Origin of the sequence: Ensifer sp. ENS03 (genome assembly GCF_014852035.1) — a bacterium.
Taxonomy (GTDB): domain Bacteria; phylum Pseudomonadota; class Alphaproteobacteria; order Rhizobiales; family Rhizobiaceae; genus Ensifer; species Ensifer adhaerens.
On the sequence record NZ_JACVAV010000001.1, the window covers coordinates 95,887 to 110,306 of the forward strand.

At 63.3% G+C, this 14,420-nt stretch carries 19 protein-coding genes and 1 tRNA gene; 12 read left to right on the forward strand and 8 right to left on the reverse strand.

Annotation, left to right across the window (positions count from 1 at the left end):
• Positions 1-157: 157 nt before the first annotated feature.
• Both msrA and IB263_RS00460 read right to left on the reverse strand, forming a co-directional pair.
• A complete protein-coding gene (msrA, locus tag IB263_RS00455; protein ID WP_192437348.1) occupies positions 158-811 on the reverse strand; it encodes a peptide-methionine (S)-S-oxide reductase MsrA in 654 nt (217 codons plus the stop codon).
• Between the two features lie 39 nt (positions 812-850).
• Positions 851-1,168, reverse strand: a complete 318-nt coding sequence (locus IB263_RS00460; protein ID WP_034804825.1) for a membrane protein — start codon at positions 1,166-1,168, stop codon at positions 851-853.
• 382 nt (positions 1,169-1,550) lie between these two features.
• On the opposite strand from IB263_RS00460, the gene IB263_RS00465 reads away from it, so the two are divergent.
• The 7 genes from IB263_RS00465 (at position 1,551) to IB263_RS00495 (ending at position 5,460) form a co-directional block, all read left to right on the forward strand.
• Positions 1,551-1,640 (forward strand) — tRNA-Ser (locus tag IB263_RS00465).
• Positions 1,641-1,824: 184 nt separating this feature from the next.
• Positions 1,825-2,139, forward strand: coding sequence for a helix-turn-helix transcriptional regulator (locus tag IB263_RS00470; RefSeq protein ID WP_034804822.1), 315 nt, complete (start codon positions 1,825-1,827; stop codon positions 2,137-2,139).
• On the forward strand, positions 2,136-2,492 hold the full coding sequence (locus IB263_RS00475) for an SRPBCC domain-containing protein (RefSeq protein WP_060519474.1): 357 nt from the start codon (positions 2,136-2,138) through the stop codon (positions 2,490-2,492). The genes IB263_RS00470 and IB263_RS00475 overlap by 4 nt, the downstream gene beginning before the upstream one ends.
• A 44-nt stretch (positions 2,493-2,536) precedes the next feature.
• A complete protein-coding gene (locus IB263_RS00480) occupies positions 2,537-3,172 on the forward strand; it encodes an ATP-dependent Clp protease proteolytic subunit (RefSeq protein WP_112770704.1) in 636 nt (211 codons plus the stop codon).
• 185 nt (positions 3,173-3,357) lie between these two features.
• Entirely contained in the window at positions 3,358-3,663 is a 306-nt protein-coding gene (locus IB263_RS00485) for a putative quinol monooxygenase (RefSeq protein ID WP_112770703.1), read from the forward strand.
• A gap of 103 nt (positions 3,664-3,766) precedes the next feature.
• Positions 3,767-4,639: a sigma-70 family RNA polymerase sigma factor gene (locus IB263_RS00490; protein ID WP_112770702.1), complete on the forward strand. Its 873-nt coding sequence runs from the start codon at positions 3,767-3,769 to the stop codon at positions 4,637-4,639.
• A gap of 182 nt (positions 4,640-4,821) precedes the next feature.
• Positions 4,822-5,460: a bifunctional 2-polyprenyl-6-hydroxyphenol methylase/3-demethylubiquinol 3-O-methyltransferase UbiG gene (locus IB263_RS00495; protein WP_112770701.1), complete on the forward strand. Its 639-nt coding sequence runs from the start codon at positions 4,822-4,824 to the stop codon at positions 5,458-5,460.
• A 102-nt stretch (positions 5,461-5,562) separates the two neighbouring features.
• On the opposite strand, the gene IB263_RS00500 is transcribed toward IB263_RS00495, so the two are convergent.
• The gene (locus IB263_RS00500) at positions 5,563-5,961 is read right to left on the reverse strand and encodes a DoxX family protein (RefSeq protein ID WP_060519483.1); all 399 of its coding nucleotides are present in this window, start codon (positions 5,959-5,961) and stop codon (positions 5,563-5,565) included.
• 351 nt (positions 5,962-6,312) lie between these two features.
• Here IB263_RS00500 and IB263_RS00505 point away from each other — a divergent pair, with 351 nt between their 5' ends.
• Genes IB263_RS00505 through IB263_RS00515 form a run of 3 tightly spaced genes read left to right on the forward strand, consistent with a single transcriptional unit; the run spans position 6,313 to position 7,760 of the window.
• Complete coding sequence (locus IB263_RS00505; protein WP_060519491.1) at positions 6,313-6,645, forward strand: metalloregulator ArsR/SmtB family transcription factor; 333 nt, start codon at positions 6,313-6,315, stop codon at positions 6,643-6,645.
• A gap of 2 nt (positions 6,646-6,647) precedes the next feature.
• Positions 6,648-7,124, forward strand: coding sequence for an SRPBCC family protein (locus tag IB263_RS00510; RefSeq protein ID WP_060519493.1), 477 nt, complete (start codon positions 6,648-6,650; stop codon positions 7,122-7,124).
• 12 nt (positions 7,125-7,136) lie between these two features.
• Positions 7,137-7,760, forward strand: a complete 624-nt coding sequence (locus IB263_RS00515; RefSeq protein ID WP_192437351.1) for a dihydrofolate reductase family protein — start codon at positions 7,137-7,139, stop codon at positions 7,758-7,760.
• Positions 7,761-7,877: 117 nt separating this feature from the next.
• Here the strand turns inward: IB263_RS00515 and IB263_RS00520 are convergent, their stop codons facing one another.
• The 4 genes from IB263_RS00520 to IB263_RS00535 all read right to left on the reverse strand — a co-directional run bounded on the left by IB263_RS00520 (position 7,878) and on the right by IB263_RS00535 (position 11,478).
• The gene (locus tag IB263_RS00520; protein ID WP_060609457.1) at positions 7,878-8,807 is read right to left on the reverse strand and encodes a hypothetical protein; all 930 of its coding nucleotides are present in this window, start codon (positions 8,805-8,807) and stop codon (positions 7,878-7,880) included.
• 39 nt (positions 8,808-8,846) lie between these two features.
• Positions 8,847-9,653 carry a MerR family transcriptional regulator gene (locus tag IB263_RS00525; protein WP_112976979.1) on the reverse strand — a complete coding sequence of 269 codons (807 nt, stop codon included), beginning with the start codon at positions 9,651-9,653 and terminating at the stop codon, positions 8,847-8,849.
• A gap of 104 nt (positions 9,654-9,757) precedes the next feature.
• Positions 9,758-10,954, reverse strand: coding sequence for a CmlA/FloR family chloramphenicol efflux MFS transporter (gene cml, locus IB263_RS00530; protein ID WP_192437353.1), 1,197 nt, complete (start codon positions 10,952-10,954; stop codon positions 9,758-9,760).
• Positions 10,955-11,196: 242 nt separating this feature from the next.
• Complete coding sequence (locus tag IB263_RS00535; RefSeq protein WP_029742346.1) at positions 11,197-11,478, reverse strand: BON domain-containing protein; 282 nt, start codon at positions 11,476-11,478, stop codon at positions 11,197-11,199.
• A gap of 241 nt (positions 11,479-11,719) precedes the next feature.
• On the opposite strand from IB263_RS00535, the gene IB263_RS00540 reads away from it, so the two are divergent.
• On the forward strand, positions 11,720-12,664 hold the full coding sequence (locus IB263_RS00540; RefSeq protein ID WP_029742347.1) for an AEC family transporter: 945 nt from the start codon (positions 11,720-11,722) through the stop codon (positions 12,662-12,664).
• A 145-nt stretch (positions 12,665-12,809) separates the two neighbouring features.
• Here the strand turns inward: IB263_RS00540 and IB263_RS00545 are convergent, their stop codons facing one another.
• Positions 12,810-13,493 carry a cytochrome c family protein gene (locus IB263_RS00545; RefSeq protein ID WP_029742348.1) on the reverse strand — a complete coding sequence of 228 codons (684 nt, stop codon included), beginning with the start codon at positions 13,491-13,493 and terminating at the stop codon, positions 12,810-12,812.
• Positions 13,494-13,649: 156 nt separating this feature from the next.
• Here IB263_RS00545 and IB263_RS00550 point away from each other — a divergent pair, with 156 nt between their 5' ends.
• Complete coding sequence (locus tag IB263_RS00550) at positions 13,650-14,405, forward strand: 3-deoxy-manno-octulosonate cytidylyltransferase (RefSeq protein ID WP_029742349.1); 756 nt, start codon at positions 13,650-13,652, stop codon at positions 14,403-14,405.
• Positions 14,406-14,420 lie beyond the last annotated feature (15 nt).

Here is a 14,420-nt window from a genome sequence, read left to right on the forward strand (position 1 = left end):
AGATGGTAAAAATTGAAGCCACGAATATCGACACCCGTAAGGCACCGGTTCTGTTGCATTTTTTGAGATCATGACAAGGTGTCCCGGTCGGTCCGGCGCGGCCTCAGGGTTGTGGGTATCGCGACCGCGCGCGGGATGCCATCCGCGGGGTATGCGTCTAGTGGCCGATCGGGCAGCTGACGCCGGTGCCGCGCAGGCCGCAATAGCCGCTGGGGTTCTTCGCCAGATATTGCTGGTGGTAGTCCTCGGCGAAATAGAACGGTCCCGCCATGCCGATCTCGGTCGTCACCCTGCCGCCGTGATTGGCGTGCTTCAGCGCCGTCTGGAAAGTGGTGCACGCGGCCTTGGCGTGCGCCAACTGCTCGTCGTCATAGGCATAGATCGCCGAGCGGTAGGTGGTGCCGATATCGTTGCCCTGGCGCATGCCCTGCGTCGGGTCGTGTCCCTCGAAGAAGGTCCTGAGCAGGCTCGCGAGCTTCACCTTTTCCGTATCATAGACGACCAGGACCACTTCGGCATGGCCGGTAAGCCCTGTCGTCGTTTCCTGGTAGGTTGGGTTCGGCGTCAGCCCGCCGGCATAGCCGACCGCCGTCACGTAGACGCCGGGGATGTTCCAAAGCAATCGTTCGGCGCCCCAGAAGCAGCCCATGCCCAGAAGGATGCTCTTGGTGCCGTCGGGGTAGGGGCCTTTCAACGGCCGGCCGGAAACGAAATGTGTCTCGGCCGTCGGGATCGCGGCGTCACGGCCCGGCAGCGCCGTCTGCGCGTCCGGCATGATCGTTTTCTTGTTGAACATGTCGATCAGGAACATCAGCACACTCCTTTCGATGCGAAGGCCGCCTGCAATGCGTCAGGCGGCGAATCGTCCGGCCGCCGGCCGCTTCTTGTATCCGACCATCCATAGCACGAGGGCGATCAGCGCCAGCACCGCAAAGGCCGGCTGTTGCAGCAGCCAATGCAGCATCCCGTGCCAGATCGTCGGTGCGGTATCGGAACGTTGCGCAAACTGGACCCAGCTTGCCGTGTCGGCGCCAAGCGCCTCCAGGTCGTCGCCGAGCGACGTCATGACCAGTTCCGATGCTGCGACCGACTGGATCGCGTCGACGGCACCGGCAAGCACAGCGGCAAACAACACGACGGCGCTCGCCAGCCTCAATAGAAATCGCATCGGACGGCATTCCCTTCAATTCGCTGGCTGGCGCCGGTCATCGGCTCGGCGCGTCGCCCTGCCGCATCTTCTCCGATCGCCCGTGCCTCGGACAAGGCCCGACAATGAAAATATGCGGCAATCTGGCATGCCGGAGGATGTGGCCGAGACGGGCCGGACGCATCGGACACGCCCTGACGCAAGAGATAAGCCCCTTGCCCGGAGTGCACAATGGGAACCGGGAACCCGCCCGCGTCACAAGATGTCAATAATCTGTCAGAAAGCAGTTGATCCCGGGCAAATCATCGGTATATAGACGCGCGTCCGCCGGTTCTCAGCCGGCTGACGCCGAAGGGCCCCGCCCTTCCCATCCAGCCGGATTGACCATCGGCTGCTGACGGATGGACAGGTGGCCGAGTGGTTGAAGGCGCACGCCTGGAACGCGTGTATACGTGAAAGCGTATCGAGGGTTCGAATCCCTCTCTGTCCGCCATTTCCCCTTGTTCTGCTTCCATTGCCAATGCGCATTAAGCGCTACCCTTGTCCCATCTACTGGCGGGTATTGATCTGAGGCGCCGTGACAATGTCGTTTGGTGCGCAAAGTCGCGTCCTTTCCTTTCTCCTCCTGCTGAACAGCGCACTTGTTATTGAGATAAGTCCGTGCTTATGTGTTTGGCATGATCGAGAACGAGATATTCCGAGCCCTGGCTGACCCCACGCGCCGCGCCATCTTCGAGAAGCTTGCTGACGGAAGCATGAATGCCAGCGCTTTGCGGGAAGGTATGGACATAAGCCAGCCGGCCATGTCCCAGCACATTTCCGTGTTGCGGAGTGCCGGGTTGGTGAAGGAGCAGCGGCAAGGTCGGTTCGTAAACTACGAAGTCGACCCGGACGGGCTGGCGCAAATTGCGCAGTGGCTCGCGAAATACCGTGCCTACTGGCCGGCACGCATCGAAGCTCTGAAGATCTTGCTGAAGGATATGGACCAATGAACCGCGAAATCAGCGCCCCGGACGATAACAGCCTTGAGCTGGAATACGAACTCGACGAGGCGCCGCAGAAGGTCTGGCGCGCAATCAGCATCCCGGCGTTTCGCGAGAACTGGCTACCGAAAGAGGCATTGGCCGACCCCGATGGCGCCGTCGTCGTGCCTGGAGAAGAGGTCCGCTACAGGCTGCGCGAAACCGAAGCTCCCTTTCTCGAAAGTACGGTCACATTCCGGATCGCCCCGATTGGTTCGGGTGGCACCCGGCTGCGGATCGTCCACGAACTGCCGAATGTTCGCGGCGGTCGCGTGACCAGGACGGCCGCGAACAGCAACGATACTCTCATGCTCGCCGCCTAGACCGGCGAGCTTCCCCTCAATCTCTGGATAAATGGAGTTCGCCGATGCGCGAAGCGATGCAACTCGTCCCTATGGTCGTCGAGCAGTCGAACGGTGGAGAGCGGTCGTTCGACATCTATTCCCGCCTGCTGCGCGAGCGAATCATCTTTCTCAACGGTGAGGTGAACGACACGGTCTCTGCGCTGGTCTGCGCCCAGATGCTTCTTCTCGAAGCGGAAAACCCGAAGAAGCCCATCCATCTCTATATCAATTCGCCGGGCGGCGTGGTGACCAGCGGTTTCGCCATGTACGACACCATGCGCTACATCCGGGCACCGGTGCATACACTGTGCATGGGGACCGCACGGTCGATGGGTTCGTTTCTGCTGATGGCCGGCACGCCGGGCCAACGGGCCGCCTTGCCCAATGCCAGCATCCTCGTGCACCAGCCATCGGGCGGTTTTCAGGGCCAGGCGTCCGACATGCAGATCCATGCCGAGGAGATCCTTCGCACCAAACAGCGCATGACGCGCCTCTATGCGGAACATTGCGGACGGACCTACGAGGAGTTCGAACGCGCCATGGACCGGGACCGTTTCATGACCGCAGAAGAAGCATTGGAATGGGGCCTGATCGACACCATCCTGAAGGTTCGCGACGACGGCGAGCCGGCGGCGGCTTCCAGCGGCTTTGCCCTCTAACGGTCTGTCACTGTTCGGCGGGCTACCGGCCGATAACGGATGGTCCGCTGCCGAGTCCCTCGAAGGCGGTCCCCTGCCAAGGGAGTATCCCCGACGTCCGCCTGGCGCTAAGAAATCTTCGCCCGCGCGATCCGTTTCGCCTCTCCGCTTCGTCTTTGGTGCATCCGCAACGAAGGAGAAGCACCATGACCACTGCACCCGTCACTCTCGTCAACGTTCTGAAGGTCGAACCCGGCAAGCAGAAGCAGTTGATCGCGCTGTTGAAGCGCAACATCGACACCGTCATCCGCACGCTCGGCGGCTGGCGGACGAGCCGGCTGATTGCTGCCAGGGATGGCACCAGCGTCATCATCTATTCGGAATGGGAGACGCCCGCGGCCGTCGAGGCGATGCGCGCCGATGTCAGGATGAAGGCCTATTTCCCACAGATCCTCGAACTGGCGAGCCTCGAGTCGGTCATCGGTGAGGTGGTCCTCAGCGATCACAGCTGATGTCGAACGGCCGTCCGTTGCCGGAGCCGGTTTCGATCGGTCAGGCAGCGGACATTTTCTTCAGTCCACGCTATCGTCCGAACCGGCCCCTGGAGATATCCCCATGGAACTCGATGTCATGAATACGGAAGACTTCGAGGATCGCTTGAGGGAACTCCGGCCGCGGCTGCACCGCTATTGCGCACGCATGACCGGCTCGGCCGTGGATGGTGAGGACGTGCTGCAGGACACGCTGATCAAGGCCGTGCAGGCGCGGGCGGATGGCGTGGTGGTGGACAATCTCGAAGGCTGGCTGCTGCGCATCGCCCACAACACCAGTCTGGATTTTCTGCGCCGGCGGTCCAGGCACAAGATCGTCCCCCTGCTCGATGACATGGAAGACGCCCCGCTGCCCGAGGCGGACATCGTTGCGATCGGCTTTCAAACTTTCCTGCAACTGCCGGAACTTCAGCGCTGCGCGGTGATCCTGAAGGATGTGCTCGGCCATTCGATCGAGGAAATCGCCGCTATCGCCGAGTGTACGCCGGCGGCGGCCAAATCGGCGCTGCAGCGCGCCAGGGTGGCGCTCAGGCACCTGACCGAACGCCCGGAGGATATGCGGCTGCCGCTGATGTCCGACGCGAACCGGCACAAACTGGCAAGTTTCGTGCGCTTCTTTCAGGGCGGCGACTTCGATGCCATCCGCGCCATGCTGGCCGACGATGTAAAACTTGAGCTGGTCAACAGGCTGAAGCTGGAGGGTCGCGAGGGCATCAGCCGCTATTTCACCCGCTATGCGCAGGAGACAAAGTGGCGTTTCGCGCTCGGCGCAATCGAAGGGCGGCCGGCCATGCTGGTTTTCGACAGTGCCGGCCCCATGGAAAAACCGGCGCATTTCGTCGTTCTCGATTGGCGTCGGGACGAGATCGCCGCGATCCGCGATTTTCTCTTCGCCCCCTATGTGCTTGAAACCGTTGATTGGGTTCGCCTGGCTTGAACTGCGAGAGAGCGGCTCTTTGCCGATTGAGGGTCCGTTCTCCGTCAAATGTTGACGGTTCCGCGCTATTCTTGGACCTTCGCTGGTATCGGCAGCCGTTGGGTTTAGGCAGGTTTCCCTGGCCGGTGTGGCACCGGCTCCGAGCATCGCGGGGGACCGGTTGCGTTCTGGGGAGAGGCAGCATGAGTTTGGCGAGCGACGCGCGCTTCTGGGACCGGACGTCGCGGCGATACGCCAAGGGAACGATCGCGGACCCGGCCGCCTATGAACACACGCTCGACCGCACCCGCGCCTTGCTTCTGCCCGATGACCGCGTGCTCGAACTCGGTTGCGGCACGGGAACGACGGCGTTTCGGCTGGCGGGCGATGTGCGCGACTACCTTGCAACCGATTTTTCGACCGAGATGATCGCCATTGCCCGGGAGAGGTACGCCGTCGACCTGGTTCCGAACCTCGCCTTTCGCAGCGCGACGGCCGAAACGCTTGCGGCAGAACGTGGGCAGTTCGATGCGGTGCTGGGCTTCAACTACCTGCATCTCGTGCGCGATCTGCCCGCCACGCTCGACAACATCCATACCCTGCTTGCCTCCAGGGGAGTGTTCATCTCCAAGACGCCCTGCGTCGGCGACATGAACCCGCTCGTCCGGCTCCTGCTGTTGCCGGCGATGCGGGCCGTCGGACTGGCGCCCTATGCGGCAACTTTCAGCGCAGCAGAGCTCAGCCGGCACATCGTCGCCGCCGGCTTCGAGCTTCTGTCGGCGGAAAATCACGCATCGGCGAGCAACGACAACCGCCCCTACATCGTCGCCCGGAAGCGCTGAGGTGTTAGACCAGAGCAGCCGCGCTGCCCTGGTCTCGATGCGTTCCAGACACGCGCTGCCGCGAGGGCTGAGTGGTCCTGCCGAGCCGCCGGTTGTTGACGTTCAACGCCTGCGCGACAGGATCGATACCAGCGCCAGGCCGCCGATCACGGAGACGTGCTCCAGCGCGACGGTCATGTCGCGGAAGGCCTCTTCGCCTTCCTTCAGCCAGAAAGGATGGGCGATCGGGATCGTCAGCACCGTGAAGACGGCGAGCGCCCCGGCGGCAAGCCAGACCCAACGGTTGAGGATGATCAGCAGAGAGGCGCCGATCTGCAGGATCAACGTCATCGAATTGAACAGCCATCCCGGCGTCAGGCCGAAGCCTTCCATGATCGCGACGTTGGCGTTGAAGTCGAAGAGCTTGGCAAGGCCGCTTGACCAGAAGACGAGCGTCAGCAGCACGCGGGCGAGAATGCCGAAGGCGCGCGAATCGAGAATGCTTGCGATAGGGCCTGACATGGATCATCCCTGCCTTGCGGTGAGAAAGGCGACCCTGCGCGCGCTCGCAATCGCCGGTGTCTGTGCGATGGCGACCAGGCCAGCGAGCCAGCAGGCGGCGCTCGATGCTGCGGCGCCGCCGGGCTCGGCGATGCCCGCAGATGCCGTTCCAGTCCCGGGATTGTCAGTCCTTATCTGGTTTTCCAATGCCACGTCGGCCCCCATTTCCGATTGAACCGACGGGGCTTGTAGAAGCTCAACCAGGCTTGAGGTCAAGAAAACGGCCATGCGACAAATTGGGTGGCGCTGGGGGCGGTCGTTGGATGAATAGTTAGCTCTTGCGCTAAGTATTGACGCGTGATACTTAGCCTTATGGAACAGTATTCAGACCGATTGGACGTGATCTTTCAGGCGCTCGCCGATCCCACCCGCCGTGCGGTGCTTGCGCGGCTCGGCGGCGGTCCGGCGAGCATCAGCGATCTCGCCAGACCCTTCGACATGGCCCTGCCGTCCTTCTTGAAGCACATCCACTACCTTGAAGGCAGCGGGCTCATCCGCACGCACAAGGAGGGCAGGGTGCGCACCTGCGCCATCGAGAAGGCGCAGTTCGCCGCGGTAGAGAGCTGGCTTTCGGCGCAGCGCGCGCTCTGGGAAGGCCGCGCCGACCGGCTGGAGAAATTCGTCACTGAACACGAGGAGGAATGACCATGATCCGCTCTCCCGATCCTGAACTCGACCTGACGATGGCGCGCATCATCAAGGCGCCGCGCGCGACAGTCTGGCGCGCCTGGAGCGATCCCACTCGGCTTGAGCAATGGTGGGTTCCTGAGCCGGCAAGATGCAAGGTGATCGACATGGATCTCAGGCCCGGCGGCAGTTTCGTGACGCGGATCAGCGAAGGCGGCGGCGCATTCGTGCCGCATATCGACGCCTGTTTTCTCGCGGTCGACGAACTCTCGCGCATCGTCTTCACCGACACGCTCGTTGCCGGTTGGCGGCCGGCGGAAAACGCCTTCATGACGGCGATCATCACCCTCAGCGATCATCCAGCCGGCACCGAATACGCTGCCCATGTAATGCACCGGAGCGGCGCGGACCGGAAGATGCACGAGGAGATGGGTTTTCACGACGGCTGGGGAACGGTTGCCGGGCAACTGGCCCGGTTCGTCGAGCAAACTCACTGAGGAGACGATCCCATGCGCAATATCGTGCTGCAGATGATGACGACACTGAATGGCCGCCTCGACGATCCGCTTGCCTGGATGGGGACGGTGGTCGACGAACAATACCGGGCGATCGACCGCCGTTACGCCGGCTACGACACGGTTCTGGTCGGCCGCACCACCTATGAGGAGATGGTCGGCTATTGGCCGGGCGCGCTGAACGACAAGGCGGGCGGCGAGACCAATCGGGTGATGGCAGGGCGCATGCACGACTATCGGAAGATCGTGTTCTCCCGCACAGACGAGCAGGCGACCAGCCGCTGGCACAATGCCGAGCGGGCGGTGGTTCCTGATGATGCGGCGCTCTCGCGCTACCTGACCGACCTGAAGGCCGGGCCCGGCCGGGATATCCATCTGTCCGGCGGCGCGAGCCTGGCGCAGACGGTGATCGGCCTCGGCCTCGTCGATCGCTACCACTTCTTCGTCTACCCGGTCGTATCGCCGGGCGAACCATGGTTCGCCCGGCTTCGCGACAAGAACGAGCTGCAGCTGATCGGCAGCGAGCACTACGACAACGGCGTCGTTGGGCTCCACTATGCGACGGTACGCGACGCAAAGTCAGCGCGACCGAAAAGCTTCTCGGAGCTCATCGCCTAAGAGCAATTCCAGGAAAAGTGCGAAGCGGTTTTCCGTCCGGAGTTGCGCCAGCCAAGCGAGCGAATTCCAGGAAAAGTGCGAAGCGGTTTTCCGTCCGGAGTTGCGCGGCTTTTGGGATCACTCCCCGGCTTGCAGGGTGGTGAACAGCCGGTCGTAGGTCGGTGCCAGAAGGCGTAGGCTTGCGGCCGCCTCGGCATCCCTGCGCAGGACCAGCGGATACTGCAGCGCGCCGATCAGCCGTGCCTGTTCGCCGGCGATGGCGGCGGATTTGGCAAGGCCCGCCCGCGCCAGGCAGGACGCCGCATCGCCGGCGCGGCGGGCACCGACACGAACGGCGAAGTGCACGAGGTGAGCCCGCAGGTTCTTGTCGCAATGGTCTTCGATCAGAGCGGCGAGCGCTTCGGCTGCGTCGGCATTGCCAAGGCTGCCCGTCGGCACCAGCCGGTCCGTGGTCATCGAGAGCCAGTGGATCGCGGCCGGCACCGAGGCGCGGATTGCCTCGACCTCGCTCACGTCGGCGACGCGAGAGAATCCCCATCGCATGGTGTAGGGGTCGCCGTAGCTCAGCGTCTCGGCGCCCCAGGCCGTCATGAAATCGCGGAGCGGCAGGGAGGCGTAGGGATATCCTTGCGGGTCGTGCATCAGCACGCGCGTCTCGTCGATCGCGAGGACCACGACATAGTGATCGGCCTCGATCGGTCCCGTCATGCCGGGCTGGTGCCTCAGATGCCCCATCTCCACCGGGCCGACCCAGACGGGACCATCCTTCAGCGCCGAGCGCAGGCGGGAAAGCGCGTCCTCGGGCTCGCCGCCGCTGCTGACCTGCGACGTCCAGCCGAGCGCCTTCAGCGCGCCGTCGAACCCGGCCTCCGGATCCCAGCCATAGGGGTCGAAGAACGGCAGGGTACCGCCGACGATCTGCATGCCGAAGGGGCTACCGGTGGCAAGCTCAATGGTCGAGGTCGAGGGCGCGGCTTCGCCGAACATCATTGCAAACGAGTTGGCGTAGCAATAGGGGCCGGAGCCCACATAGGAAAAGTGCTGCATCGGTTGGTCCTTGAGTGATTGGAGCGTGCGGGGATTGGGTTAGCGCACGATGGGGTAGGCGACATCGAAGCGGGTACCGCCGCTGCCGGGATAGATTTCGTAAGGGCTGCCGAAGCAGCTGAGATCGTCGCTTTGCTCGAACCAGGCTTCGATCGCGTCATAGACGCGGAGCACGGCCGGAAAGGTTTCGAACGGTTCGGCCACGGCCAGGAACGCTTCGCGTCCCGCCGGCTGAAGGCGGATGCGCAGATCACCAGTGGGTTCGAGGCTGCCGTCATAGCCGATCGCCACCTCGACGAGACCCTTGCCGTCGTGATTGACCGGCTCGTGGAAATGCAGCGTCATCGGCCCATCGTCGCTCTTGCCCGATTGCGCAAGATAGCCGCGGATCTCCGCTTCGGCGCTTTCGGTGAAGGCCTCGAGCGCATCCACCGTCACATGGTGCTGGCGATAGACGATTTTCGAAGGCGCGACGTCGCGCACGGCAACGGCCCTGACCAGCGGATCGTCGCCGCCGCTCGATTGCCGGATGATTGCCTCCACCAGCTCGCGCTGATCCTCGAGTCGTTTGCTCTGCACCTCCAGCCAGGCGCGCAGCTCAGTGAGGCGAACGTCGGGCTGAAGATCGATCAGCCGTGCGATCCGGGCGATCGGCAGGCCCAGCTGCCGCAGCCGGGCAATCAGCCTGGCGCGGCTTGCCTGCGTGGCGGCGTAATAGCGGTAACCGGTCGCGGGATCGACATGGGCAGGCACCAGCAGGCCCTGCTCGGCATAAAGCCTGAGTGCTTTCGGCGACAATCGTGTGGCGGCGCCGAAGCGGCCTGCGAGGAAGTAGGAATCGGTCATGAAGGTAGTCTGGGGCCAGCCCCAGGGGCGAGGTCAAGGGGCATGTTGCCGCCTTTCTTGTTGAAGACCTCCCGGAGCAGGCGACCGCTCCGGGAGGGGCAAGGCTATCGATTTTCGCGCCGGTTGTGAGACGCCAGCGCCAGCAGCGTGATCGTCGCCATGCCGAGGCAATAGCCGACGAGCGGCCAGGCCGTATCACCGCCAAGCAGGAGTACGGCGCCGGTGCCAATGAGGCTGACGATCAGGCTCTGGATCGAGAAGTAGAGCGCGACCGCCGTCCCGGCGATGGCATCGAAGGCCTTGAGCGCTCCGTTGGCGGTGACCGAGGCGCTCATGACGATGCCGAAGGCGATCACCCACATTGGCAGCACGAAGCTCTGGAACGACGGCACCGCCGAGGCTTCGCCCGCGCCAAGCAGCAGCCCGCCGAGGATGATCAAGGCCATGCCGCGGGCGAGGCAACCGGAGGTCCCGTAGCGGGTGACGAAGCCCCTGGCGAAGCGCGTGGCGATGATCATCACGACGGCGGCGGTGGCGAATGCCAGGCTGAAGCCCAGCTGCGAATAGCCGGCGCGATCGATAAGCAGGCGTGGCGCCGTGGAGAAGAACACGAAAAACGCGCCCATCGCCGTGCTGAAGCCAAGCGTATAGGTCCAGAAGGCGCTACTTGCGAGCATGGGTCTGAAGCTCGGCTTTGACGGTGCTGCGGCGTCGGGCCGGGTTTCCGACCACTGCGGCAAGGCCTGGCCGAGTGCTGCAAGGCCAAGCATGGCAAGCGTCAGGAAGATCGCCCGCCATCCGAAAGCGCCTGATATCAGCGCGCCGGCGATCGGCCCGAGCGCCGGCACGAAGGAGAGCATGGTGCTGAAGAGGCCATAGATGGTCACACCCTCCGGACGTGCGCCATAAACGTCGCGCACGGTCGCGAAGGTCGCGACCAGTGCGGCCGAGGCGCCGGCCGCCTGGACAAGCCGCAAGGCGACGAAGACCGGTGCCGAGGTGGTTGCGGCCAGTCCCAGCGAGGCCAGCGCAAACAGCGTCGCGCCACCGAGAAGAACGGGACGGCGGCCGAAGCGGTCGGACAGCGGGCCGAACAGCAGCTGACCCAGCCCCAAAAGCAGCATGTAGAGGCTGAGCGTGAGCTGGACGACTGCGGGCGACGTGCCGAGGATCGCCGGCATGTCGGGCACGACGGGTAGGTAAATGTCCATGGCGAGCGACGCCAGGATATCGAAGGGCGCCGTCAGCAAAAGGGCTGCCGGCAGCGAATAGGACCAGGTGAGGGAATTACGATCGGGCATGATGAAACATCCGCGCAAATGAAAACCATTCGGCGGCGATCTGCCACTTCATCAAATCTTCTGAATGTGAGCCGACAGACGCCGCAACAACTTATTCAACCGTTGTTGCGGCTTACCTGGTTGCTGACGGGTCCGTCCTCATCTGCGGCTCCTATGGCGGCTCTCCAGCGATAACGCCAAGCCAGCCGAAATCTCATGCCGGCATGTCCTATCATCGGGATTTCTGGACGGCAACTCCTGGCTCAGCTATCAGCCTCGGCCGCGCCCGGCATCACCGCCAGCCGGTTCTCGACGCTGGTGACGCCGATCACCGATGCTGCGGCATCGCCGGCGCAGGCGATGTCGGATGCCTGCGCCACATGACCGGAAAGCACCACGATCCCGCCGAGCGCCATCACCGAGATCTCGCGCGTATCGATCATCGCCGCATACTGGATGTAGCGCAGCACCTTGTCGGCGAGCGCATCGTCGATGAGATGCGGATCGTCGTCTTTGTGCGCGTAAATGGACTTCTCTGTCGGCATGGCTCGTTCCTCATGCTGTTTCGGAACGCCTGCGGCCGGGGAATGTTCCCCTCCCTGTGCCCGCTGCTCGCGCGCTTGCGGCGCGGGTGCGAACAACGTTATTGCTGGCAGGACCATTCCAGGAGCGGAAAGAGGAAAGCATCTGCGGTCTTCCGCCCGTCTCCCGCTCTACCTCATGAGAACAGACCCCGAAGATCTTGGATCGATCCGCTCCAAGGTCATCGTGATCCAGGGCCCGCGCATGTCCGACATCTTCCAGAACGTCCTGCCCATCTTCATCCTGATCCTTGCCGGCTGGTTGCTGGTGCGCCTGGGTTACCTGAAACCGGCCGTCGGCGAAGCCTTGGGCGATTTCGTCTTTCGCGTCGCCGTGCCCATCCTGCTGTTTCGCACGATTGCGGAAGCGGATTTCAAGGACGGTTCGCCCTGGCCGCTCTGGGTCGCCTATTTCTCGGGCGTCGCGGTGACCTGGACGTTGGGACACGTGGCGGCGACGTTCGTCTTCGGGCGGGATGCGCGCATGGGCGTTCTCGCTGGCGTCTCCTCCGCCTTCGCCAACACGGTCTTCATCGGCCTCCCGCTGGTGTCGCGCATCGTCGGCGAGGAGGGCATCGTTGCGATTTCGATCCTGCTTTCGGTGCATCTGCCCGTCATGATGATAGCCGGCACGCTCTTGATGGAGCGTGCGGAGCGGCGCGCCGGCGGCAAGCCGGGGCAAAGCCCGCTGCAACTCTTGGCCGGTGTCGCCCGCAATCTGGTGCGCAACCCGCTGGTGATCGGCCTTGCCTGCGGCGCCGCCTTCCACCTTATCGGCCAGCCGCTTGGCGGTCCGGTCAAGACCGTGGTCGATCAACTGGCGTCGATGGCAGCACCCGCGGCGCTGATCTCGATCGGTATGGCGCTGGATAAATACGGCCTTGCCGGCAATCTCGGGCTCGCTTCGGTGACGAGCGTCTTGAAGCTCGCCGTCATGCCGGCGGTCGTCTATGCGAGCTGCCACCTGCTCGGCCTCAACGACAACTGGACGACGGCGCTGGTGCTGACATCGGCGGTGCCGACGGGTGTCAATGCCTGGCTGATCGCCAACCATTTCAATGTCGGCCATGGGCTGGCGTCCTCGACGATCACGCTGACGACCGCGCTCGGCGTCATCAGCGTTTCGGTCTGGGCCTATCTGCTGATGTGATTACCGCTCTCTCCGGCAAACTGTTTCGCCGCGGAGGCTTGGATCGGCCTGAACGTTCCGTGCGCAACATCTCCGCCTACCCCGAATACGAAAAGGCCCGGCGCGAGCCGGGCCTTTTGCATGGGATCGTTTCCGACCGCTGAACTTATTGAGCCGGTGCCGGCTGGCCCTCGGCAGGCTTGGCTTCGGTTGCCGGCGCTTCGGCCGGCTTTGCACCTTCGGCGCCAGCAGCCGGTGCTGCTTCGCCGGCAGCCGGTGCGGCTTCGGCAGAACCGGCAGATGCGTCCGGCAGTGCTGCCGGAGCGTCGGCCTGCTCGCGCAGCCAGGCGATCAGGTTGGCGCGCTCGTCGGGCTTCTTGACGCCGGCAAAGCCCATGGCGGTGCCCGGAACGTGCTTCTTCGGTGCTTCGATGAAGTAGCTGAGGTGGTCGTAGTCCCAGACGACCTTGCCGCCTTCGGCAAACGTCTTCATGCCGGCCGAGTAGCTGAAGCCCTCATGCGAAGCGATCGGACGGTTGACGAGGCCCCAGAGGTTCGGACCGACTTTGTTTGCGCCGCCCTTGTCGGCGGTGTGACAGCTTGCGCATTTCTTGAACACGGCTTCACCGGCAGAAGCGTCGGCCTTGAGCAGCAGCGGCTTGATGTCGACTTCGACTTCCGCGGCACCACCGGCACCTGCTTCAGACGTGCCTTCTTCCGCAACGATCGTAAAGCCTTCCTTCTCGGGAGCTTCGGAATGGAAAATGCCTTCCGATGCAATGGACACGGACATCAGAACGAAGACCGTTCCCAGAAAGGCGCCCACGCCCATGTTCACATATGAATTCATCTGCAAACGCTCCCTTTGCCACCGGCGCAAACAAAAACCCGGCCTATCTTGAAATCGCGCGGAACCTATGTCTTTTGGCTCTGCGTTGCAACAGTGATTATCGGCCCCTAACTGAGACTTATTGACACTTTCGGCGGGGTTTTTGAAGGCCAGATCATGAATCGCGAAAATTCAGGTAAAGTCATCGTGCTCATTCCGGCGCGCATGGCCTCGACACGCCTACCCGGAAAGCCGCTCGCCGATATTTGCGGCCTGCCGATGATCGTCCAGGTCGCGACCCGAGCGCAGGAAGCGGACGTCGGCCGCGTCGTCGTTGCCGTTGACGACCAACAGGTCTTCGACGTCGTGCGCGAGGCCGGCTTCGAAGCGATAATGACCCGCATCGACCACCAGTCCGGCTCCGACCGGATCTACGAAGCGCTGCGGAAGGCCGATCCGAACGGCGAAGCCGAGATCGTCATCAACGTCCAGGGCGACCTTCCGACGGTCGAGCCGGCATCAATCCGCGCGGCGCTGAACCCGCTCGAAAATACTGCCACCGATATCGCCACGCTGACGGTGGCGATCACCGAGGAGAGCGAGAAGACCAACCCGAACATCGTCAAGGTCGTCGGTTCGCCGCTTTCCGACACGCGCCTGCGTGCGCTCTATTTTACCCGCGCGACCGCGCCTCATGGCGAAGGCCCGCTCTATCATCACATTGGGCTCTATGCCTATCGACGGCAGGCGCTGGAACGCTTCGTCTCGCTTCAGCCCTCCGTGCTCGAACGCCGCGAATCGCTGGAGCAGCTGCGTGCGCTCGAAGCCGGCATGCGCATTGATGTCGAGATCGTCGATTCGGTCCCGCTTGGTGTGGACACGCCGGTGGAGCTGGAAAAGGCCCGCCGCATCCTGTCTGCCCGTACCCGCTGATATCAGAACCTGAGA